This is a genomic window from Bradyrhizobium daqingense (assembly GCF_021044685.1).
Lineage (GTDB): Bacteria > Pseudomonadota > Alphaproteobacteria > Rhizobiales > Xanthobacteraceae > Bradyrhizobium > Bradyrhizobium daqingense.
Genome location: NZ_CP088014.1, coordinates 5772501 through 5790808, shown reverse-complemented (window position 1 = coordinate 5790808; position 18308 = coordinate 5772501). Strand labels below are relative to the sequence as shown.

At 63.9% G+C, this 18308-nt stretch carries 17 protein-coding genes and 1 tRNA gene; 13 read left to right on the top strand and 5 right to left on the bottom strand.

Going from position 1 to position 18308, the window contains the following annotated elements:
• The first annotated feature begins 123 nt into the window (after nt 1-123).
• Nucleotides 124-888, top strand: a complete 765-nt coding sequence (locus LPJ38_RS27495; RefSeq protein WP_145630166.1) for a CPBP family intramembrane glutamic endopeptidase — start codon at nt 124-126, stop codon at nt 886-888.
• On the opposite strand, the gene LPJ38_RS27490 is transcribed toward LPJ38_RS27495, so the two are convergent.
• Nucleotides 889-1812 carry an AEC family transporter gene (locus LPJ38_RS27490; protein ID WP_145629973.1) on the bottom strand — a complete coding sequence of 308 codons (924 nt, stop codon included), beginning with the start codon at nt 1810-1812 and terminating at the stop codon, nt 889-891. It abuts the gene before it with no gap.
• 3 nt (nt 1813-1815) lie between these two features.
• Nucleotides 1816-2307, bottom strand: a complete 492-nt coding sequence (gene ruvX / locus LPJ38_RS27485; protein ID WP_167520307.1) for a Holliday junction resolvase RuvX — start codon at nt 2305-2307, stop codon at nt 1816-1818.
• Between the two features lie 46 nt (nt 2308-2353).
• Here ruvX and LPJ38_RS27480 point away from each other — a divergent pair, with 46 nt between their 5' ends.
• Nucleotides 2354-2566, top strand: coding sequence for a hypothetical protein (locus tag LPJ38_RS27480; protein WP_145629975.1), 213 nt, complete (start codon nt 2354-2356; stop codon nt 2564-2566).
• Nucleotides 2567-2895: 329 nt separating this feature from the next.
• Complete coding sequence (locus LPJ38_RS27475) at nt 2896-5097, top strand: DNA/RNA non-specific endonuclease (RefSeq protein WP_145629976.1); 2202 nt, start codon at nt 2896-2898, stop codon at nt 5095-5097.
• A gap of 83 nt (nt 5098-5180) precedes the next feature.
• Here the strand turns inward: LPJ38_RS27475 and LPJ38_RS27470 are convergent, their stop codons facing one another.
• Complete coding sequence (locus tag LPJ38_RS27470; protein ID WP_145629977.1) at nt 5181-6116, bottom strand: cyclase family protein; 936 nt, start codon at nt 6114-6116, stop codon at nt 5181-5183.
• Between the two features lie 199 nt (nt 6117-6315).
• On the bottom strand, nt 6316-7206 hold the full coding sequence (locus LPJ38_RS27465) for a LysR family transcriptional regulator (protein ID WP_145629978.1): 891 nt from the start codon (nt 7204-7206) through the stop codon (nt 6316-6318).
• Between the two features lie 99 nt (nt 7207-7305).
• On the opposite strand from LPJ38_RS27465, the gene LPJ38_RS27460 reads away from it, so the two are divergent.
• The 9 genes from LPJ38_RS27460 to LPJ38_RS27420 all read left to right on the top strand — a co-directional run bounded on the left by LPJ38_RS27460 (nt 7306) and on the right by LPJ38_RS27420 (nt 15279).
• Complete coding sequence (locus LPJ38_RS27460; protein ID WP_145629979.1) at nt 7306-8286, top strand: NAD(P)H-dependent flavin oxidoreductase; 981 nt, start codon at nt 7306-7308, stop codon at nt 8284-8286.
• A gap of 17 nt (nt 8287-8303) precedes the next feature.
• The gene (locus LPJ38_RS27455) at nt 8304-9380 is read left to right on the top strand and encodes an NAD(P)H-dependent flavin oxidoreductase (protein ID WP_145629980.1); all 1077 of its coding nucleotides are present in this window, start codon (nt 8304-8306) and stop codon (nt 9378-9380) included.
• A gap of 77 nt (nt 9381-9457) precedes the next feature.
• On the top strand, nt 9458-9745 hold the full coding sequence (gene gatC, locus LPJ38_RS27450; RefSeq protein WP_008548395.1) for an Asp-tRNA(Asn)/Glu-tRNA(Gln) amidotransferase subunit GatC: 288 nt from the start codon (nt 9458-9460) through the stop codon (nt 9743-9745).
• Nucleotides 9746-9766: 21 nt separating this feature from the next.
• Nucleotides 9767-9979, top strand: a complete 213-nt coding sequence (locus LPJ38_RS27445) for a hypothetical protein (protein ID WP_145629981.1) — start codon at nt 9767-9769, stop codon at nt 9977-9979.
• Nucleotides 9976-11451 (top strand): Asp-tRNA(Asn)/Glu-tRNA(Gln) amidotransferase subunit GatA, encoded by a 1476-nt coding sequence (gatA, locus tag LPJ38_RS27440; RefSeq protein ID WP_145629982.1) that lies wholly within the window; start codon nt 9976-9978, stop codon nt 11449-11451. Before LPJ38_RS27445 ends, gatA begins: the two co-directional genes overlap by 4 nt.
• Nucleotides 11448-11744: a hypothetical protein gene (locus LPJ38_RS27435; RefSeq protein WP_167520308.1), complete on the top strand. Its 297-nt coding sequence runs from the start codon at nt 11448-11450 to the stop codon at nt 11742-11744. The genes gatA and LPJ38_RS27435 overlap by 4 nt, the downstream gene beginning before the upstream one ends.
• The gene (gatB, locus tag LPJ38_RS27430) at nt 11741-13219 is read left to right on the top strand and encodes an Asp-tRNA(Asn)/Glu-tRNA(Gln) amidotransferase subunit GatB (protein ID WP_145629984.1); all 1479 of its coding nucleotides are present in this window, start codon (nt 11741-11743) and stop codon (nt 13217-13219) included. Before LPJ38_RS27435 ends, gatB begins: the two co-directional genes overlap by 4 nt.
• A 1476-nt stretch (nt 13220-14695) precedes the next feature.
• The gene (locus LPJ38_RS27425; RefSeq protein ID WP_061847802.1) at nt 14696-14962 is read left to right on the top strand and encodes a hypothetical protein; all 267 of its coding nucleotides are present in this window, start codon (nt 14696-14698) and stop codon (nt 14960-14962) included.
• A gap of 125 nt (nt 14963-15087) precedes the next feature.
• Entirely contained in the window at nt 15088-15279 is a 192-nt protein-coding gene (locus tag LPJ38_RS27420; protein ID WP_145629986.1) for a hypothetical protein, read from the top strand.
• Nucleotides 15280-15409: 130 nt separating this feature from the next.
• Here the strand turns inward: LPJ38_RS27420 and LPJ38_RS27415 are convergent.
• Nucleotides 15410-15502 (bottom strand) — tRNA-Ser (locus LPJ38_RS27415).
• 798 nt (nt 15503-16300) lie between these two features.
• On the opposite strand from LPJ38_RS27415, the gene LPJ38_RS27410 reads away from it, so the two are divergent.
• Nucleotides 16301-17872: a porin gene (locus LPJ38_RS27410; RefSeq protein ID WP_231088418.1), complete on the top strand. Its 1572-nt coding sequence runs from the start codon at nt 16301-16303 to the stop codon at nt 17870-17872.
• Nucleotides 17873-18308 lie beyond the last annotated feature (436 nt).

The following is an 18308-nucleotide window of genomic DNA, read 5'->3' as shown; positions in this document are numbered from 1 at the left end:
TCATGGCCGGGCTTGACCCGGCCATCCACGTCTTGAGTCGCAGCGCGAAGAACGTGGATGCCCGGGACAAGCCCGGGCATGACGGTTCTTTCGACCGCGCGCCGGCCTAGCGAAAGCCTTGTGATGGACTCCCTCAATCCCGATTATCCGCCGCCGGCCGTGACGCCTGCGACGCCGCGCGTCTGGATGTTCTGGGGCACGGCGCTGTGGGGCCTCCTGATCTTCTCCGCGATGTTCGTCGGGCAGATCGGCGCCATCGTCCTGCTGGTGGCGCAGCGCGGCCTGCCCATGGACCTCGCTTCGCTGCAACTCGTCGGCCGCGAGCCCCAGGCGCTGGCGCTGTCGGTGGCCATGGGTCTGCCGACGACGTTGGCCGTGGTCTGGCTCGCCATTCGCATCAAGAAGGCGTCCTTCGTCGATTATCTCGCGCTGCATTGGCCGTCCTGGAAGCAGCTGCTGCTTGGTGTCGTCGGCCTGATCCTGATCGTGCTTGTCTGGGAGACGATGTCGCGCGCACTGGGCCGCGAGGCGACGCCGGGCTTCATGACCGATCTGTTGAAATCGGGCCGCGACAAGGGGGCGGCCCTGCTGTTGCTGTTCGCCTTCAGCGTGGCGGCGCCGATGTCGGAAGAAGTGCTGGCGCGCGGCTTCCTCTATCGCGGCTGGTCGGAGAGCTTCCTGCGGGTATCAGGCGCGATCCTGCTGTCGTCGCTGGTGTGGACGATCGTGCACCTGCAATACGACCTGTACTTCCTGGCCGAGGTCTTCTGCATCGGACTCTGGTTCGGCTACATGCGCTATCGCGCCAACTCGCTCTGGCTCACGACGCTGCTGCACGCGCTCAACAATCTGACCGCGGTGGTGCTGACGATGTGGCTGGGAAGTTGATCACGCCGCCAGCGCGATCGCGACCGGCATGGTGACGGCCGCAAAGATCGTCTGCAGCGTGATGATCTGCGCCAGCAGCGGCGCATCGCCGCCCATCTGGCGGGCCAGCACATAGGCGCTGGACGAGGTCGGCACCGCCGAGCAGATCGCCACGATCGCAAGGCTGTTGCCGGAGAGCCCGAACCAGACGCCGAGTCCCATCGCGAGCGCGGGCATCAGCACGAGCTTGAACACTACGCCGATGGCCGCGCCCGGGCTCGGGCGCAACAGGCCTTGGAGATGAAGGCCGGCGCCGGTGACGAGCAGGCCGATCGCGAGCGAGGAGCGGCTCAGCGCGTCCGCGACGTCGTGCCAGATCTTCGGCAGCGGCAGGTGCATTAGGTTGACGGCGAGCCCAATCGCGCAGGCCCAGATCAGGGGATTGCGGATCACCGTCATGACGATCGTGCCTGCCGACTGCTTCTCGGGCGCCGCGTAACGGGCGAGCACCACGACGCTCAGCACGTTGACCAGGGGAATGATCGCGACCATCGCCACGGAGGCGAGCGCCAGCCCGACGTCGCCGAACAGGTTGGCGGCGACCGACAGCCCGACGAAGGTCTGCCAGCGCGTCGCCCCCTGGAAGATCGAGGTGAAGGCGGGGCCGTCGATGCCGAGCCGCGACAGGGCCGGGCGCAGCGCGAGGCACAGCAGCGACATCGCCAGCGCCGACAGCAGCAGCGCGCCGCCGACGCCGGCGACCGGCACCTTGGAAAGATCGGCCCTCACCAGCGTCTGGATCAGCAGCATCGGAAACAGCACGAAATAGGTCAGCCGCTCCAGCCCGTGCCATTGCGTGTCGAGCTGCATCAGGCTGCGCTTCAGTACGATGCCGAGCACGATGAGGATGAAGACCGGCAGCAGAGCCGCGATGACGACGGCCATGGATCAGTCCGTCCCAGGGCCGGCGCGCAGATTGGCGAGCCGGTCGAGCGCGCCTTGCAGGATGAAGATCGCGGCGTGCTCGTCGATCACCTCGGCACGCTTGGCACGGCTGACATCCATGCCGATCAACTCGCGCTCGACCGCCGCGGTCGAGAGGCGCTCGTCCCACAGGCCGATCGGCAGCGTAGTCAGGCCGGCCAGATTGCGTGCGAAGGCGCGCGTGGATTGCGCGCGCGGGCCCTCGCTGCCGTCCATGTTGATGGGCAGGCCGAGCACGAAGCCGGCCGCCTTGCGCTCGGCCGCGATTGCGAGCAGGCGCGCGGCATCCTGCTTGAAAGCCTTGCGCTGAATCGTCTCGACGCCGGTCGCCAGCCTGCGGTCGGGATCGGATACGGCGACGCCGATGGTCTTTGTGCCGAGGTCGAGCCCGACCAGCGCGCCGCGCGCGGGCCAGTGGGTTGCAGCTTCGACGAGAGGCAGGATAAGAGCCGGCATGGCTTTAGCGCATATCACGCGTCGTGCTGCGGAGTGAACCCTGGACATGGATGCACTGACATTATTCGGCCTGTTTGCCGTGACGGCGATGCTGGTCTGCTATGCGCTGGAAGACCGCAGCCACTGGTTCGTGCTGCTGTTCGCGGCGTCCTGCGCACTCGGCTCCGCCTATGGATTCCTGCAAGGCGCTTGGCCGTTCGGCCTGGTCGAAGCGATCTGGGCTCTGGTGGCGCTGCAGCGGTGGCATCGAAAGGCCTAGCGACGGAAGCGCGTCTTCCAACCCCTCGCCAAGCTTTGCAGATCCTGATTCCTCCATGCCGGATCATCGATCATTTGTTGCGTAGTTCACACAAGCAAAGCCTTCTCCTATGACATGATGTCGCCGCGAGCGGTCATCGGCATCGATTGACGCTTTAGTTGTGGCGAGATAGGTTTATCTGGCTAAAGTAGTGGGGGTAAGCGACCCCGATTTTTGAACATTGGCAGTGAACGGCCGATCCGACCGCACTGCAGCCTTGGCGCGATTTTCTTCGGCGCACTTTTCAGCCTCCGCACGTCGATATTCATCCGAATTTTCGAGAGGTCATCATGTTTATCAAGCCAAGCCTGATCGCGGGCTCAGAACGGCGATTCAAGCAAGCGGAGTTTTCACCGGAAGCCCTGAACAAAAAGCTGGGCGACGGCCCGATCGAGATGTCGGTCGAGAAGAAGCGCTTGCGTCAGCGCCAGCTCTTCGCCGAGACAGGGAACGTGCAGAAGGCCGAGGCCGGCCTCGAGCGGATCATCCAGGGCAATGATCTCGACAGCATCAACTATCTCGCCAAGGGCACGGCTGCCGCGCGCTCGGTCTGCCGCATCCAGCTCAGGGATGTCAGGTCGAATTTGCTCGGCTACGGCTCGGGCTTTCTGATCGGGCCGGGCCTGCTTCTCACGAACCATCATGTCTTCGGCAAGCCGTCCGATGCAGCGAACTCGGTCGCCGATTTCAACTACGAGCTGGACATCTCGGGGCAGGAGCGTGCGCCGGCCAGATTCAGATTCGAGCCGGGCAGGTTCTTCTACACCAACGACAGGCTGGATTTCTCCATCGTCGCGGTGGCACCGGCCTCGTTATCCGGCGACGAACATCTGGAGGACTGGGGCTGGTTGCCGCTCAGTGGCGCTCCCGGCAAGGCGGACCCGGGCGAGTACCTCACCATCGTCCAGCATCCCAGCGGGCAGATGAAGCAGGTCTGCGTCCGCGAGAACAAGCTGCTCAAATATGTCGGCGACTTCGTCTGGTACAACACCGATACCACGGCAGGTTCGTCAGGCTCGCCGGCCTTCAACCGCTTCTGGCAGGTGGTCGCGCTGCACCACAGCGGCGTGCCGAGGAAGGACGCAAGGGGCCGCACCCTGACCAAGGACGGCAGGGTGTGGGATGCCTCGATGGACGAGACCTCGATCGACTGGATCGCCAACGAGGGCATCCGGATCAGCGCGATCGTCGCCGATCTCAAGATTTCGGTCGGCTCGCATCCCCTGATCAAGCCGGTGCTCGACGAGGAAGAACCGGCCCGGCACGAGATCCAGAAGATGCCGCAGCCAGTCGCCCCGATGTCCTTCGGAGCCAATCTCTGGTTCGAGCAATCCGTCGATGGGACCTCGCTGGTGGTCCCGGTCCGCGTGCCATTGCCGATGCTCCGGAAGGAAATCCCGATGCCGCCCAGTCCGGGACTTAGGGGAAATGGCGGAGCGGCGAACGGCGGCATGCCAAATGGCGGCAAGCCCTTGATCGTTCCGCCGGTCGGCCTGCTGCCTCACATCAGTGCCAAGAACGGCCTGCCCATGGAGGCCGTGCATATCGATCAGAGCACGCTGAAATCGCGGCCGGGCTACAAGGCGAATTTCTTAGGCACCGGCAAATTCTCCGTCCCGCTGCCGAAGATACCGGCCGCCCTCAAATCTCGAGTCGCGATGCTGAAGGGAAGCTCCAGGCAGTCCGAGCTGAAATATTTCAACTATAGCGTCGTCATGAACAAGGAGCGCGGGCTCGCCTTCTTCAGCTGCGTCAATATCGACGGCGGCCAGCAGCAGGACGTCGGCAAGCGCGAAGGCGATTCCTGGCTGCGCGATCCACGCATCGACGACGATGCCCAGATCGGCGACGAGTTCTACCGCAAGCAGGCCACCTTCGAAGCGGACCGCAGCAAGAATCCGTTCGATCGCGGTCATCTCGTCCGCCGCCTCGATGCGACCTGGGGCGACACCGTCGCCGCGGCCAAGCAGCACGGCGACGATTCCTTCCATTTCACCAACTGCTCGCCGCAATTCTTCTCGTTCAACCAGGGCAAGCAGCTCTGGGCGGGACTGGAGGATTACACGCGCGATATCCTGCTCAAGGGCGAGGAGAAGGGCATCGTGATGAACGGCCCGGTCTTCGATGGGCCGGACGCCGACGGATCCGATTTGCCCAATCCGGCCGGCAGGCCGCGGAAGGATCCGAGCTTCGGCGGCGTTCAAATTCCGAAATATTTCTGGAAGATCCTGGTTCGGCGCGACGACGACGTTCTCAAGGCGATGGCGTTCCTGATGAGCCAGCGCAAACAGGTCATGGAGATCGACCGTGTCCAGGAGACGGATCTACTGGAGCGGATGTCCGAAGAGGACGTCAGCGTCTTCCAGGTCTCGGTCGCGGACTTGGCGAAATTGACCAGGCTCGACTTCGGCAATCTCGCAGACGCGGACTCGCTCGAGGCGACCTCGATCGGCCCGCGTCGGATCGAGTCCTATGAGGACATTCGTACCTGAAGTTCGGGCCGGGTGAGGTAACGGTGTGCTCCAAGGAGACACTGCAAGACCTCACCCGGCCGTATTTCATGCCGTCTCGGGCGTCAGCGGATCGCGATCGGGTTGATCATCGCCTGCACGCCGCCGGTCCAGCGGGGCTGTCCCAGCACGAACAGGAATTCGTAGCCCTTGTCCCGGGCGAGCGCGGCCGTGTCCATGTTCTCAAGGATATAGGTCCCGTTCATCGCCAGCAGGATCTGGTGCACCTCGAAGACGTTCTTGGATTCGAAGGGCAGCACTTCGAGCCCCCAGGTGTCGGCGCCGACCGCGACGACGCCCTTGCCGGTGAGATATTTCGCACCCTCCACGCCGAGGCCGGGCTCGCCGGCCGAATAGCGCTTGTCGTCCTTGCCGACCAGGCTGAGCCAGCCGGTGTGGAAGATGACGACGTCGCCCTGACGGATCTCGACGTTCTGCTGCTTGGCGGCTTCCTCGATCTCCTTGACGTTGAAGGCGGTGCCTTCCTTGACTACGTCGGTCTTGAAATAGGCGGCCATGTCGAGCAGCACGCCGCGGGTGACCATCGGCGGCACCTTCTCGATGCCGAGCTTCTTCAGCCCGGTCGGATCGGCGAAATCGGCCAGCTTGTTGCCGTTGTAATAGACGTGCTCGATGCCGAGATGACCAAGCCCGTCGAGCTGGCTGCCGACGCCCACCCAGGTGTTGAGGATGTCATCGTTATAAGTTGCCTTGTTCGGACCAAGGCCGCTGCTGCCCGCCTGTCCCGGCTGCACCACGGTGATCTTGTAGTCGCGCGGCGGATAGGCCGGAGTCTTGGAATCGACGGCCATGCCGAGCGCGTAGGTCTTGCCGGTCTTCACCAGCGATGCCGCCTTCACGACGAGCTCAGGCGTCATGTAATTGGCAGCGCCGATCTCGTCGGTCGGCCCCCATTTCGATTTAGTCCAGTCCTGGGCATTCGCTGTGGCTGTCATCGCCGACAATGCAGCGACGCAGCACAACACGAGCGTATTGCGCATCGATAGTCCTCCCGATGTTTTGGCTTCGTTATGGTTCGCGCCGGCCAGTGGCTCATCCTAACGTAGAAGGAGCGCGAGCTTCAAAGCTTTTCGATGTGCTGCGCTGCGGCGGCTGGAAGCACGTTCGCTGCGCACAGCGTCGAGCGATTCTAAATCGACAGTTTTGTGTCGGTGAATTTCGTCGCGCGGAACGGCTGCCTCAGGCCGCGATGACGTCCGCGTCCTGCTTCAGGCATGCGGCAAAGCCGCCGAGCGCGCTGGTTCGATGTCCGGCGCGGCGCTGGATGAAGAGCGTCTCGACGCGCGCATGCGAGGCGCTCAACGTGTGGATCGACACGTTGCCGCTCATCGCGCTGCCTTCGACGACCGCGCGCGGCAGCAGCGTCACGCCCATGTCGGCGGCGACGCAGCCGATCATGCCGTCCAGCGTGCCGAGCTCGAAGCGGGCCGCCGACGGCCAGCCGAATTCGACGAACACCTGCTCGAGGCGCTGGCGATACGTGCAGCCGGTGCGAAACACCAGCGCGGTCGGACCGGACTCCGGCGTGCCGGCGCGCAGCTCGGCCAGCGAAGCCCAGCGCCGCGCGCTGACGAGCACCAGCTCCTCGCGGAAGGCGCTGGTCGCGGTGAGGTCGTCATGCGTGATCGGTCCCGCGACGAACGCACCATCGAGCGTGCCATCGAGCACGGCGGCGACGAGGTCGGCCGTCGGCGCTGTGCGCAGGGACAGTCGCACGGCCGGACAATGGCGATGGAAATCCGCCAGTAGCGGCGGCAGCCGCACGGCCGCCGTCGTCTCCATCGAGCCGATCGCGAGCGGCCCTTTCGGCTCGCCATCGTCGCGTGCGGCCAGCAGGGCTTCGCGCGACAGCGCCGCTATCTTTTGCGCGTAGGGGAGGAGCCGCTTGCCGGCACCGGTCAGCGTCATGCCGCGCGCGTGCCGCTCGAACAGCGCCGTGCCGATCTCCGCCTCCAGCGCCTTGACGCGTTGGGTGACGTTCGACTGCACCGTGTTGAGCTCCTCCGCGGCGCGGGTGATGCCGCCGGCGCGGGCAACAGTCGCGAAGGTCTGGAGATCGCTGAGTTCCATGAGGCGTTTCTCTTTTGAGATGGCAGCATTCGCAAGAATTCATTTTTCGCGAATGTTAGTCGCGCTTACGCTCGCTGTCCAGATCGGGAGAGAGGGACCATGTCCATTGTGACGTCGCTGACGGAGCTGCTGGGGATCAGGCATCCGATTTTGCTCGCGCCCATGGATGTCATCGCCGGCAGCGGTCTGGTGACGGCCGTCAGCCGCGCCGGCGGCTTCGGCATTCTGGGCGGTGGCTATGGCGAGAGGGTGTGGCTGGAGCAGGAGACTGCGAAGCTCGCCGGGTTGTCGGCACCGTTCGGGATCGGTTTCATCACCTGGAGCCTCGCCAAGCGGCCCGAGCTGCTCGACATCGCGCTCGCCGCAAAACCATCCGCGATCATGCTGTCGTTCGGCGATCCCGCGCCGTTCGCAGCGAAGATCAAGGCGGCCGGCGCACACCTCATCTGCCAGGTGCAGGACGAAGCGATGGCCAGGCAGGCGCTCGACGCCGGCGCCGACATCCTGATCGCGCAGGGAACGGAGGCGGGTGGGCACGGTGCCTCGCGCAGCACCGTCGATCTCGTGCCTGCGATCGTTGATCTCGCCGCTGGACGCGTGCCCGTCGTTGCGACCGGAGGCATCGCCGACGGGCGTGGGCTTGCCGCCATGATGATGCTGGGCGCGAGCGGCGTGCTGCTGGGCACGCGCTTCTATGCGAGCCAGGAGGCCGATGGCGCGGAGGAAGCCAAGCGGCGCATCTGCGCGGCAAGCAGCGGCTCGACCGTGCGCGGCATCATCTTCGATCTCTCTCGCAACAATGTCTGGCCGGCACCGTTCACCGGGCGGTGCCTGGTCAACGAACATGCGCGGCGCTGGATCGGACGCGAGGTCGAATTGATGCAGAATGTCGCCGCAGTCGCCGCGGACTATGCCGCCGCGAAGGCGGCCGGCAATTTCGATGTTGCCGCCGTGATCGCGGGCGAGGCGGTCGGACTGATCCATGATATTCCGCCCGCGGCCGAAATCGTGGAGCGGATCGCGATCGAGGCCGAGCAGCTCCTTGCCGGACGGCGCAATTCGATCGCGTCCGTCGCCTGAACTGAGAGAGACAAACCATGTGGCCTGACCGTCGACTGATCGACCTCTTCAAGACCGAATTCCCGATCGTGCTGGCGCCGATGGCCGGCGTGATGGATGCGGAGCTGGTGATCGCCGTGGCAGAGGGCGGCGGGCTCGGCTCGTTACCAAGCGCGATGCTGTCGCCGGAGAAGGCGCGCGAGCAGGTGAACATCATCCGCCAGCGGGTGCAGGCGCCGGTCAACATGAACTTCTTCTGCCACACGCCGGTCGACCTGACGGCCGAGGCTGAGGCGCGCTGGAAGCAGCGGCTGATGGACTATTACACCGAGCATGGCCTCGATCCGGCGGCGCCGATCGCCGCGGCCAACCGCGCCCCGTTCGACGCCGCCTTCTGCGAGGTCGTGGAGGAGCTGAAGCCGGAAATCGTCAGCTTCCATTTCGGCCTGCCGGAGCAGGCGCTGCTCGAGCGGGTGAAGGCGGCCGGCTGCCGCGTCATCTCCTCAGCGACGACGGTGAAGGAAGCAGTCTGGCTCGAGCAGCACGGCGTCGACGCCGTCATTGCGCAGGGCGCAGAGGCTGGCGGCCATCGCGGTATGTTCCTGACGGACAAGATCGCCGAGCAGCCCGGCACCTTCGCCCTGGTGCCGCAGGTCGTCGATGCCGTGAAGGTGCCGGTGATCGCGGCCGGCGGCATCGCCGACGGGCGCGGCATTGCTGCCGCTTTTGCGCTCGGTGCCTCCGGCGTGCAGATCGGCAGCGCTTACTTGCGCTGTCCGGAATCCAAGCTCAGCGCGGGCGGCCGCAAGGCCCTCGCCGAGGCTCGGGACGATTCCACCGTCATCACCAACGTCATGACCGGCCGTCCGGCGCGTGGCGTGCAGAACCGCCTGATGCGCGAGGCCGGCCCGGTGTCGCCGGATGCGCCGCCGTTTCCCCATGCCGCGACCGCGCTGGGGCCGCTGAAGGCGGCGGCCGAAAAGCAGGGCAGGGTGGATTTCACCAATCTCTGGGCAGGACAGGCCGTGGCGCTGGGCGGCGAGATCCCGGCGGCTGAACTGACCCGAGATCTCGCCAAATCGGCGCTTGCCCGCCTGAAAGCGCTGGCGGGATAGGTAGGAAGCGCCGGTTGCGGCGCAAAACCGGCCTCTGCTATACGGCACATAGGTTTTGCCGTGAGAGGCCTTATATAATGTCCGTCGACGCCGCTACCGTCCGCCGCATCGCACATCTGGCGCGCATTGCGGTTTCCGAGGACGAGGTTCCGCATCTGCAGGGCGAGCTCAACGCCATGCTCGCCTTCGTCGAGCAGCTCTCGGAGGTCAATGTCGAGGGCGTGGAGCCAATGACCTCGGTCACCCCAATGCAGATGAAGAAGCGGCAGGATGTGGTCAATGACGGCGAGATCGCCGACGATATCGTTGCCAACGCGCCCGCGACCGAAGGTCACTTCTTCCTGGTGCCCAAGGTTGTCGAGTAATTCAATTCAGGACGCTGTCCGATGTGTCTGCTTTGCGACGATGAGAAGGCCTATCAGGCCTACATGAACTATCTCGACAAGATGGAGCGGCAGGGCAAGACTGCCGATCCCAATGTCGCCGTCAATGCCGTGCTCGACGAGCTCGAGGCCGCCGCGAATGCGGCCGCCAAAAAAGACGACCCGGCCAACGACAAGACCCTGTCTCCGTTCTTCTGCAGCCCGATCAATAAATGACCGATTTGACATCGCTGACGCTCGCCGAGGCCCGCAAGGGTCTCGCCGACAAGACTTTCACGTCGCTCGAACTGACCGACGCGCATCTTTCCGCGATCGAGGCGGCCCGCGTGCTCAACGCCTTCGTGATGGAGACGCCGGAGCAGGCGCGGGCGATGGCGAAGGCGGTGGACGAGAAGATCGCCAGGGGGGAGGGCGGGCCGCTCGCCGGCATTCCGCTCGGCATCAAGGATCTGTTCGCGACCAAGGGCGTGCGCACCACGGCGTGCTCGAAGATCCTCGGCAATTTTGTGCCGACCTACGAGTCCACCGTCACCTCGCAGCTCTGGCGCGACGGCGCTGTGATGCTGGGCAAGCTCAACAATGACGAGTTCGCGATGGGCTCGGCGAACGAGACCTCGTGCTTCGGCCCGGTCGGCAATCCCTGGCGGCGCGAGGGCAGCAACACGACGCTGGTGCCGGGCGGCTCGTCCGGCGGCTCGGCCTCGGCCGTGGCGGCGCTGCTCTGCATGGGCGCGACCGCGACCGACACCGGCGGCTCGATCCGCCAGCCGGCGGCGTTCACCGCAACCGTCGGCATCAAGCCGACCTATGGCCGCTGCTCGCGCTGGGGCATCGTCGCGTTTGCCTCATCGCTCGATCAGGCCGGTCCGATCGCACGCGGCGTGCGCGATGCCGCGATGCTGCTGCGTTCGATGGCCGGCCACGATCCGAAGGACACGACCTCCGTCGACGTCCCCGTGCCTGACTACGAGGCCGCGATCGGCAAGTCCGTAAAGGGTATGAAGATCGGCATCCCCAGGGAGTATCGTCTCGACGGCATGCCGGCCGAGATCGAGAAGCTGTGGAGCGAGGGACGTGCATGGCTGGAGGCCGCCGGTGCCGAGACCGTCGAGGTGTCGCTGCCGCATACCAAATACGCGCTGCCGGCCTATTACATCGTGGCGCCGGCCGAGGCCTCGTCCAACCTCGCGCGCTATGACGGCGTGCGCTACGGCCTGCGCGAGTCCGGAAAGAACATCATCGAGCAGTACGAGAACACCCGCGCGGAAGGTTTTGGCGCCGAGGTGCGCCGCCGTGTCATGATCGGCACCTATGTGCTCTCGGCGGGCTATTATGATGCGTATTATCTGCGGGCCCAGAAGGTGCGCACGCTGATCAAGAAGGATTTCGAGGACTGCTTCGCCAAGGGCGTCGATGCCATCCTCACGCCGGCAACCCCGTCGGCGGCCTTCGGCATCGGAGAGAAGGGCGGTGCGGATCCGGTCGAGATGTATCTCAACGACATCTTCACGGTGACCGTGAACATGGCGGGCCTGCCGGGCATTGCCGTGCCCGCCGGCAAGGACGCGCAGGGCCTGCCGCTCGGCTTGCAACTGATCGGACGGCCCTTCGACGAGGAGACGCTGTTCTCGCTCGGCGAAGTCATCGAGCAGGCGGCCGGCCGCTTCACGCCCGCGAGGTGGTGGTGAATGTCGATGATTTCATCGCAAGCCTCGACGGCGCGGCGCCTGCGCCGGAACTGAACGCGCCGCTCGCCGGCCTCTGGTGGGCGGCGAAGGGCGACTGGGACCGCGCGCACGGGATTGTCCAGGACGAGAGCAGCCGCGAGGCGGCCTGGGTGCATGCCTACCTGCACCGCGTCGAAGGCGATCTCGGCAATGCCGGCTACTGGTATCGCCAGGCCGGCCAGCCCGCGGCAAAGGATTCATTGGAAGCAGAGTGGGAGCGGATTGCTGCCACGCTGCTCGGGAGCAAGACATGAGCACGGCCACGCACAAGCTTCTCAAGGGCGCCACCGGTGACTGGGAGATGGTAATCGGCATGGAGATCCATGCCCAGGTGACGTCTAACTCGAAGCTTTTCTCGGGCGCCTCGACCGCGTTCGGAGGCGAGCCGAACAGCCATGTGTCGCTGGTGGACGCCGCGATGCCCGGCATGCTGCCCGTCATTAACGAGGAATGCGTCAGACAGGCTGTCCGGACCGGGCTCGGGCTCAATGCGAAGATCAATCTGCGTTCGGTATTCGACCGCAAGAATTATTTCTATCCGGACCTGCCGCAGGGTTACCAGATCAGCCAGTACAAGTCTCCGATCGTCGGCGAGGGCGAGGTGCTGGTCGAGCTCGATGGCGGCCGCAGCGTCAGCATCGGCATCGAGCGGCTGCATCTGGAGCAGGACGCCGGCAAGTTGCTGCACGACCGATCGCCGACCATGTCCAATGTCGATCTCAATCGCTCCGGCGTGGCGCTGATGGAGATCGTCTCCAAGCCCGACATCCGCGACGCCGAGCAGGCCAAGGCCTATGTGACCAAGCTGCGCTCCATCCTGCGCTATCTCGGCACCTGCGACGGCGACATGGAGAAGGGAAGCCTGCGCGCCGACGTCAACGTCTCGGTGCGGAAGCCCGGCGGGCCGCTCGGCACGCGCTGCGAGATCAAGAACATGAACTCGATCAACTTCATTGGCCAGGCGATCGAGTACGAAGCGCGGCGCCAGATCGAGATCATCGAGGAGGGTGGGGCGATCGACCAGGAGACGCGGCTCTACGATCCCAACAAGGGCGAGACGCGCTCGATGCGCTCGAAGGAAGAGGCGCACGACTACCGTTACTTCCCCGATCCCGACCTGCTGCCGCTGGAGTTCAGCCAGGACTTCGTCGACGAGCTGAAGGCGAAGCTGCCGGAGCTGCCGGACCAGAAGAAGACGCGCTTCGTCGCCGATTTCGGCCTGTCGGCGTATGATGCGAGCGTGCTGGTCGCCGAGCGCGAGAGTGCGGTATTCTACGAGACGGTGCTCGACAGGCTCGGCAACCGCGCGCGTGACGGCAAGATGGCGGCGAATTGGGTGATCAACGAGCTGTTCGGCCGTCTCAACAAGGAAGGCAGGGATATTACGGCCTCTCCGGTCAACGCCGAGCAGCTCGCAGCGATCATCGACCTGATCGGCGAAGGCACGATCTCCGGCAAGATCGCCAAGGATCTGTTCGAGATCGTCTGGCAGGAGGGCGGCGATCCCCGCGCGCTGGTGGAAAGCCGCGGCATGAAGCAGGTCACGGATCTTTCGGCGATCGAAAAGGTTGTCGACGACATCATCGCGGCCAATCCCGACAAGGCCGCGCAGGTGAAGGACAAGCCGCAGTCGCTCGGCTGGTTCGTCGGCCAGGTGATGAAGGCGTCCGGCGGCAAGGCCAACCCGCAGAGCGTTAACGAGCTGCTCAAGTCCAAGCTCGGCGTCTAGTAGCCTCACACGTTCGAGCGAGGTGACAGACGCGCATCGTCACCTCGCTTTTGTCGCCCCGGTGCGACGCTCGCGCGCATCCTCGATCGGCGAACTTCATCCCCATCGACGGTGATGCGGCGACCGAATCGCCGTCACGCGATTCGCGCAAAACGGCGGCTTGCGCACGCTCCGACGAGCGTTCGCGCCGTTAAGCATGAAAATATTTTCGTTGCCAAAAATCGCGACTCAGAGTCCGCGAAACGCCTTTGCGAGGCGATCGCACGATCTACGATGCACGTGTGCACGTCGATCATGCGCGATGCGCGCGTGCAGAAAAATACTTGCTGCGTAGTGTTTTTCTGCAATCGCATCGCTCGCAAACGGCGACAGTGTAGGCGTTCACTGCGATCGCACGAACACCTCATGCGGTGCGCTTGCGTCGCGCTGGCCAAGCGCACGCGCGTTGCGTCGTCAACACTTCTTTAAGCGAGACGCTGTTTTTTTCTTCGTGTTGGTGTATTCGGGATGAAGTGCATTCGATCCCCGAGTGCACGCAGCGATTAAAGCCATCTCACACATCGGAGGGCAACATGGCCAAGAAAGCGAAGAAGGCGAAGAAGGCGAAGAGCGCAGTGAAGAAGACTGCGAAGAAGACCCGCAAGGTCGCGAAGAAGAAGAAGTAACTTCGCTTCTGAAGTTGCCGGCTCCATGAGCCGGCACGTCATCAGCGCCTTCTAAAGGTCCTGGTCGACGATAGAGGGTGTCGGCGAGACATCAGGTCAACGGTCGGATCGCTCTTGCGCGGTCCGGCAGAAGAAACGAGTTTTCTTCGTTCGGTGTGGTTCTCCGCAAGGGGCTCCGCAATTTCACGAGCGGCCTTCGGGCCAATGTGGAATCTGGTCCTGACGTGTTCGCCGACGCCCTCGTTCTCCTGAGGCCGGGGTATTGCCGGCATTCCTTTTCCCCACATTGCTGATCTGACGGTGGCGTTGCCGCGCTGACGTCTTTGCTTTGCCAGGAGGGCGAAGCAGCCTCGGTGCGCGTTGAAACGACAGCCGCGCACTTGATCCTCATCCTGAGGGCCCGCCAACGGCGGGCGTCTCGAAGGATGGCCACAGGCGAAATCGCGCCCATATGCGATTGCCCCGCCTGCGTGGGTGACGACGATGAGTGGCGCGCGATACGCCATGATGCATCCGACCGCGCGCGATGGTTATCGATGTCCTGAAATCCTGCGGTAAACGGAATCTGACGAATCGCAGAAGTGCCTGCAAATCAGGGACTTCGTGGATTCAGCGCGTCGGCGCCGCGCGTCCGCGTTTACGTCTGCTTCATCGCGATACTTAAACTGCCATTCAAATTTGCCCGCCATCATCGCCTCCAACGAGCCGGCAAACGGCATGGGCAAGAAGGCCCGGGGATGAGTTGAACAACGATTTGGACGGGAGCCGCGCTCGGGGGAACGAGGCGGCATAAGAATAAAGGGGATGCGACATGTTTCAGGGTACTTTCGATCTGGAGACGGCGACGCCGATCGACGCAAGCGCGCTCTCGGACGTGCTGTTCGAGCGCGGGATCTACTGGGCGAGCGGCCGCGCCGGCCTCGTCGATCTGATCGCCGCACACAAATGGTTCAACCTCGCCGCGCTCAAGGGCCGCAAGGACGCCGTCGCGCTCCGCCAGGAAGTCGCCGGGCAGATGTCGGAGGCCGAGATCTCGGCCGCGCAGCGCGAGGCGAGGGCGTGGGTCTCAGCCCACTGAGCTTGAGAATCGCATCCGGCCCCGTGTTCTCACGGGGCGATCGGGTTGCGGAGAATCAAGTTCCTGCGTTCTGCCGGTGTCTACACCGGTGTCGCATGAGCGACTCTCACAAGAACGGCCCAGACATGGGTCGATGGCTGCCGATTCAGATCGCGCCCGACGATTGCGATCTGGAACTCGGACGTCTGCACAAGACGGGTGTCGTGCCCTGGATGTTCCCATGCCGGCGTCAATCCGGCGTCTGGTTCAACGTCTGGGCCGGCGAAGCGGTGCTGATCTCACCCTCGCATTGGCGGATCTGGCGGTCGGGCCGTTAGAGCTGCGACCTATATCATAAGGTGAGCGCGAATCGGGCCGGGCTCGTGGCGCCGATCCTTGGCGGGGCTTTCCCCGGCACACGACCGCATTCGGGCGAGCGGACAAATCTGGATTGATTCTGGAGTTGGGTGGCGGAGAGGGAGGGATTCGAACCCTCGATACAGCTTGAGACCGTATGACGCTTTAGCAAAGCGTTGCCTTCAGCCACTCGGCCACCTCTCCGGTGCGAGCCTTATGCATCTAATTGCTTGGGCCGGTCAATTTGGAAGAGCGTGTTTTTGCTCGAATATTCCCAGTGATTTTCGAGATGAAGCGGTTTGCCTCGAAGGCGGGAACGTTCGACAGGCCTGGCAATGACGGTTTCCCTTATGAAAGGGGTCACCCTCTCATAACAAGCTGGATCTATTGACGAATTTCATGGCGATCGAGGGTGGCCTGATCCGCGGGTCCGAATCCGTCTGTGCCGGCTGAGCTCCCGGTGCCGATCTGGCTATTCCACCATCCATATAAAGACTGTTCGCGCCGTGCGCCCAAGCTGATCACGCCTGGGTCAAATATAGAGTCGCTGAAGGTGCTTCTCCTTCCCCTTGAGTCTCCTTTGATTCCGCGATTCGAGCTGCGTCAGAGCTCGTCAGGGGCGGTTGACGCCGCAGGTGCCACATATGCGGAACTTTGGTGGCGAGCGGAACCGTTTTTAAAAGTTAAACAAAAACAATATGTTGTGAGGACGGCGAGATCACATCTGCGTGTTGTTTGTGCAACACCCGTCGGAAAACACGCTCTATCGGCCCGTTTCGAAGCGTTCTGTTGTTGTGTGTGCAAGGGCGTTCGGTAATTGTGACTGAGCGACGGAGGGGGGCATCCCAAGGTCGTCCCGTTTAGGTCATTCGCTTAAGTCCCTCGCGTTCATGCGGGTGTGTCCGAAGACGCGAAGGAGCCGAAGGCGGTGATTTAGAGGGGGTTGGGGAATTGGCCGTCCGGGTCAGTGACCTTCCCTGGAGAGCAACTTGGAGGTTTAACATGAAGTTGGTTAAGAGCCTTTTGCTCGGCTCAGCGGCGGGTCTGATCGCCGTGGGCGGAGCACAGGCAGCCGATCTGCCCGTGAAGGCCAAGGCGGTCGAATACGTGAAGATCTGCTCCCTGTACGGCGCGGGTTTCTACTACATCCCTGGCACCGATACCTGCATCAAGCTGGGTGGTTATCTGCGCGCTGAAGTCGCGCTGAACACCAACTCGGTCTTCAGCGGCCAGCTCACCGGCAACAACGGTGCGCGCAACCGCCTGACGAACTACTACACGATGCGTGCTCGTGAAGACCTCAACATCGACACCCGCACTGCGACCGAGTACGGCGTCGTCCGTACCTTCTTCGACGGCGTGTTCTCCTGGACGACCGGCAACTACTCCGGCACGGGCAGCGCGACCGGCGCGACGGTCTACAGCGGTGCGATCGGCCTCAACACCTCGGGTGCGACGCCTGCTCTCGTTGGCACGTCGGTCAACGGCACCGATGGCAACACCTCGGCCGGTTCGCTCGGCGTGTACTACGCGTTCATCCAGTTCGCCGGCTTCACGATGGGTAAGGCCGTGTCGCAGTTCGACGCGCCCTGGACCAACTATCCCGGCAACAACTTCGACAGCCTCGTCGGCGGCAGCGGCACGGTCACTGGTGTCAACCAGTTCACCTACACCGCTGACTTCGGTCAGGGCATCACGGCGTCGTTCTCGGCGGAAGACGCGACGGCCTACTACCAGGCCGGCAACCTGAACATGACCGGCGCGACTGCGGCTGGCATGATCGGCGGTTCGTATGGCTCGAACGCCATCGGCGGTTCGCGCTCGCCGAACCTCGTCGGTATGGTTCGTGTCGATCAGGCTTGGGGTCTCTTCCAGGCGTCGGTCGCTGCGCATGACAACCACGTCGCTTACTACGGCGCGACCGAGCCGACTGGCCACCCCGACGACAAGTGGGGCTGGGCGGTTCAGCTCGCTCTGTCGATCAAGAACATCCCGACCGGTGCGGGTGACGTGATCAACATTTCGGGCGTCTACACCGACGGTGCGACCCGCTACAACTTCCAGAACCTGTCGGGCGGCAGCTACTCGATGTTCGGCAACTCGGGCATCGCGTACCAGAGCGTCGGCTTTGCCACCGCTCCGGATACGGTGTTCATCACCGGCAGCCAGCAGGAGACGGTCAAGACCTGGGGCTTCCGTGGCGCCTACACCCACAACTGGGATCCCTACTGGAACACCGCGCTCTACGGTGCCTACGCTCAGGCGCAGTTCGGCACGCTCGCCAAGACCGCTCTCTGCGGCGCTGGCGGTGCAGGCGGCGTGTTCGGCGGTCTCGCCGGTGTCACGGGTTGTAACCCTGACTTCGCCATCGGCCAGATCGGCATCATCACCCGCTGGACTCCGGTCAAGAACCTGACGTTCTCGGCTGACCTGAACTGGACCCATCTGGATCAGAAGTACTCGGGCACTGTTGCTTACGCTGGTGCCGGCGCGACGGCCAAGCCGCCTGCCGTGTACGAGCTGAAGGATCAGGACACCATCACCCTGCTCCTCCGCGCTCAGCGCAACTGGTAAGTTCGGTCTAACGACTGACAGAGAGCCCCGGCGGGAAACCGCCGGGGCTCTTCTTTTATGGGACGCTCTTATCGCCGCGAATGCTGAGCTCTCGCTTCCTGCCGCCGCGCGCAACTCGGCCTGCCCCTACGTCGATCGGATATCGTGACGATCCGGTGGCCCCGATATTGGAGGGGATCTTGGCGCCTGCGGCCATCCGCGACACAGGACCTCTGCGACTTGCGGACGGCCGTCGCCCAGCAGAACACCTGGCTGATCCGATTCTGCAGCAGCAGGCGGCTCGTACCAGCGAACGTCCGCACCCTCGTGAGCTTGTCGACGTGCCCCGCGAGCTCGATGGCTCTCGCTCGAGATACGCGTCGCAAAGAAGCGCCTGAGCTTCGTGCGCGACAGCTTCGTACGTCGTTCGAAAGACTCAAGGGCCCGGCGGCATCGC

Bases quoted from the DNA above. Each gene is read 5' to 3' on its own strand.
- LPJ38_RS27495 (WP_145630166.1), top strand. From the start codon at position 124: ATGGACTCCCTCAATCCCGATTATCCGCCGCCGGCCGTGACGCCTGCG.
- LPJ38_RS27490 (WP_145629973.1), bottom strand. From the start codon at position 1,812: ATGGCCGTCGTCATCGCGGCTCTGCTGCCGGTCTTCATCCTCATCGTG.
- ruvX (WP_167520307.1), bottom strand. From the start codon at position 2,307: ATGCCGGCTCTTATCCTGCCTCTCGTCGAAGCTGCAACCCACTGGCCC.
- LPJ38_RS27480 (WP_145629975.1), top strand. From the start codon at position 2,354: ATGGATGCACTGACATTATTCGGCCTGTTTGCCGTGACGGCGATGCTG.
- LPJ38_RS27475 (WP_145629976.1), top strand. From the start codon at position 2,896: ATGTTTATCAAGCCAAGCCTGATCGCGGGCTCAGAACGGCGATTCAAG.
- LPJ38_RS27470 (WP_145629977.1), bottom strand. From the start codon at position 6,116: ATGCGCAATACGCTCGTGTTGTGCTGCGTCGCTGCATTGTCGGCGATG.
- LPJ38_RS27465 (WP_145629978.1), bottom strand. From the start codon at position 7,206: ATGGAACTCAGCGATCTCCAGACCTTCGCGACTGTTGCCCGCGCCGGC.
- LPJ38_RS27460 (WP_145629979.1), top strand. From the start codon at position 7,306: ATGTCCATTGTGACGTCGCTGACGGAGCTGCTGGGGATCAGGCATCCG.
- LPJ38_RS27455 (WP_145629980.1), top strand. From the start codon at position 8,304: ATGTGGCCTGACCGTCGACTGATCGACCTCTTCAAGACCGAATTCCCG.
- gatC (WP_008548395.1), top strand. From the start codon at position 9,458: ATGTCCGTCGACGCCGCTACCGTCCGCCGCATCGCACATCTGGCGCGC.
- LPJ38_RS27445 (WP_145629981.1), top strand. From the start codon at position 9,767: ATGTGTCTGCTTTGCGACGATGAGAAGGCCTATCAGGCCTACATGAAC.
- gatA (WP_145629982.1), top strand. From the start codon at position 9,976: ATGACCGATTTGACATCGCTGACGCTCGCCGAGGCCCGCAAGGGTCTC.
- gatB (WP_145629984.1), top strand. From the start codon at position 11,741: ATGAGCACGGCCACGCACAAGCTTCTCAAGGGCGCCACCGGTGACTGG.
- LPJ38_RS27425 (WP_061847802.1), top strand. From the start codon at position 14,696: ATGTTTCAGGGTACTTTCGATCTGGAGACGGCGACGCCGATCGACGCA.
- LPJ38_RS27420 (WP_145629986.1), top strand. From the start codon at position 15,088: ATGGGTCGATGGCTGCCGATTCAGATCGCGCCCGACGATTGCGATCTG.
- LPJ38_RS27410 (WP_231088418.1), top strand. From the start codon at position 16,301: ATGAAGTTGGTTAAGAGCCTTTTGCTCGGCTCAGCGGCGGGTCTGATC.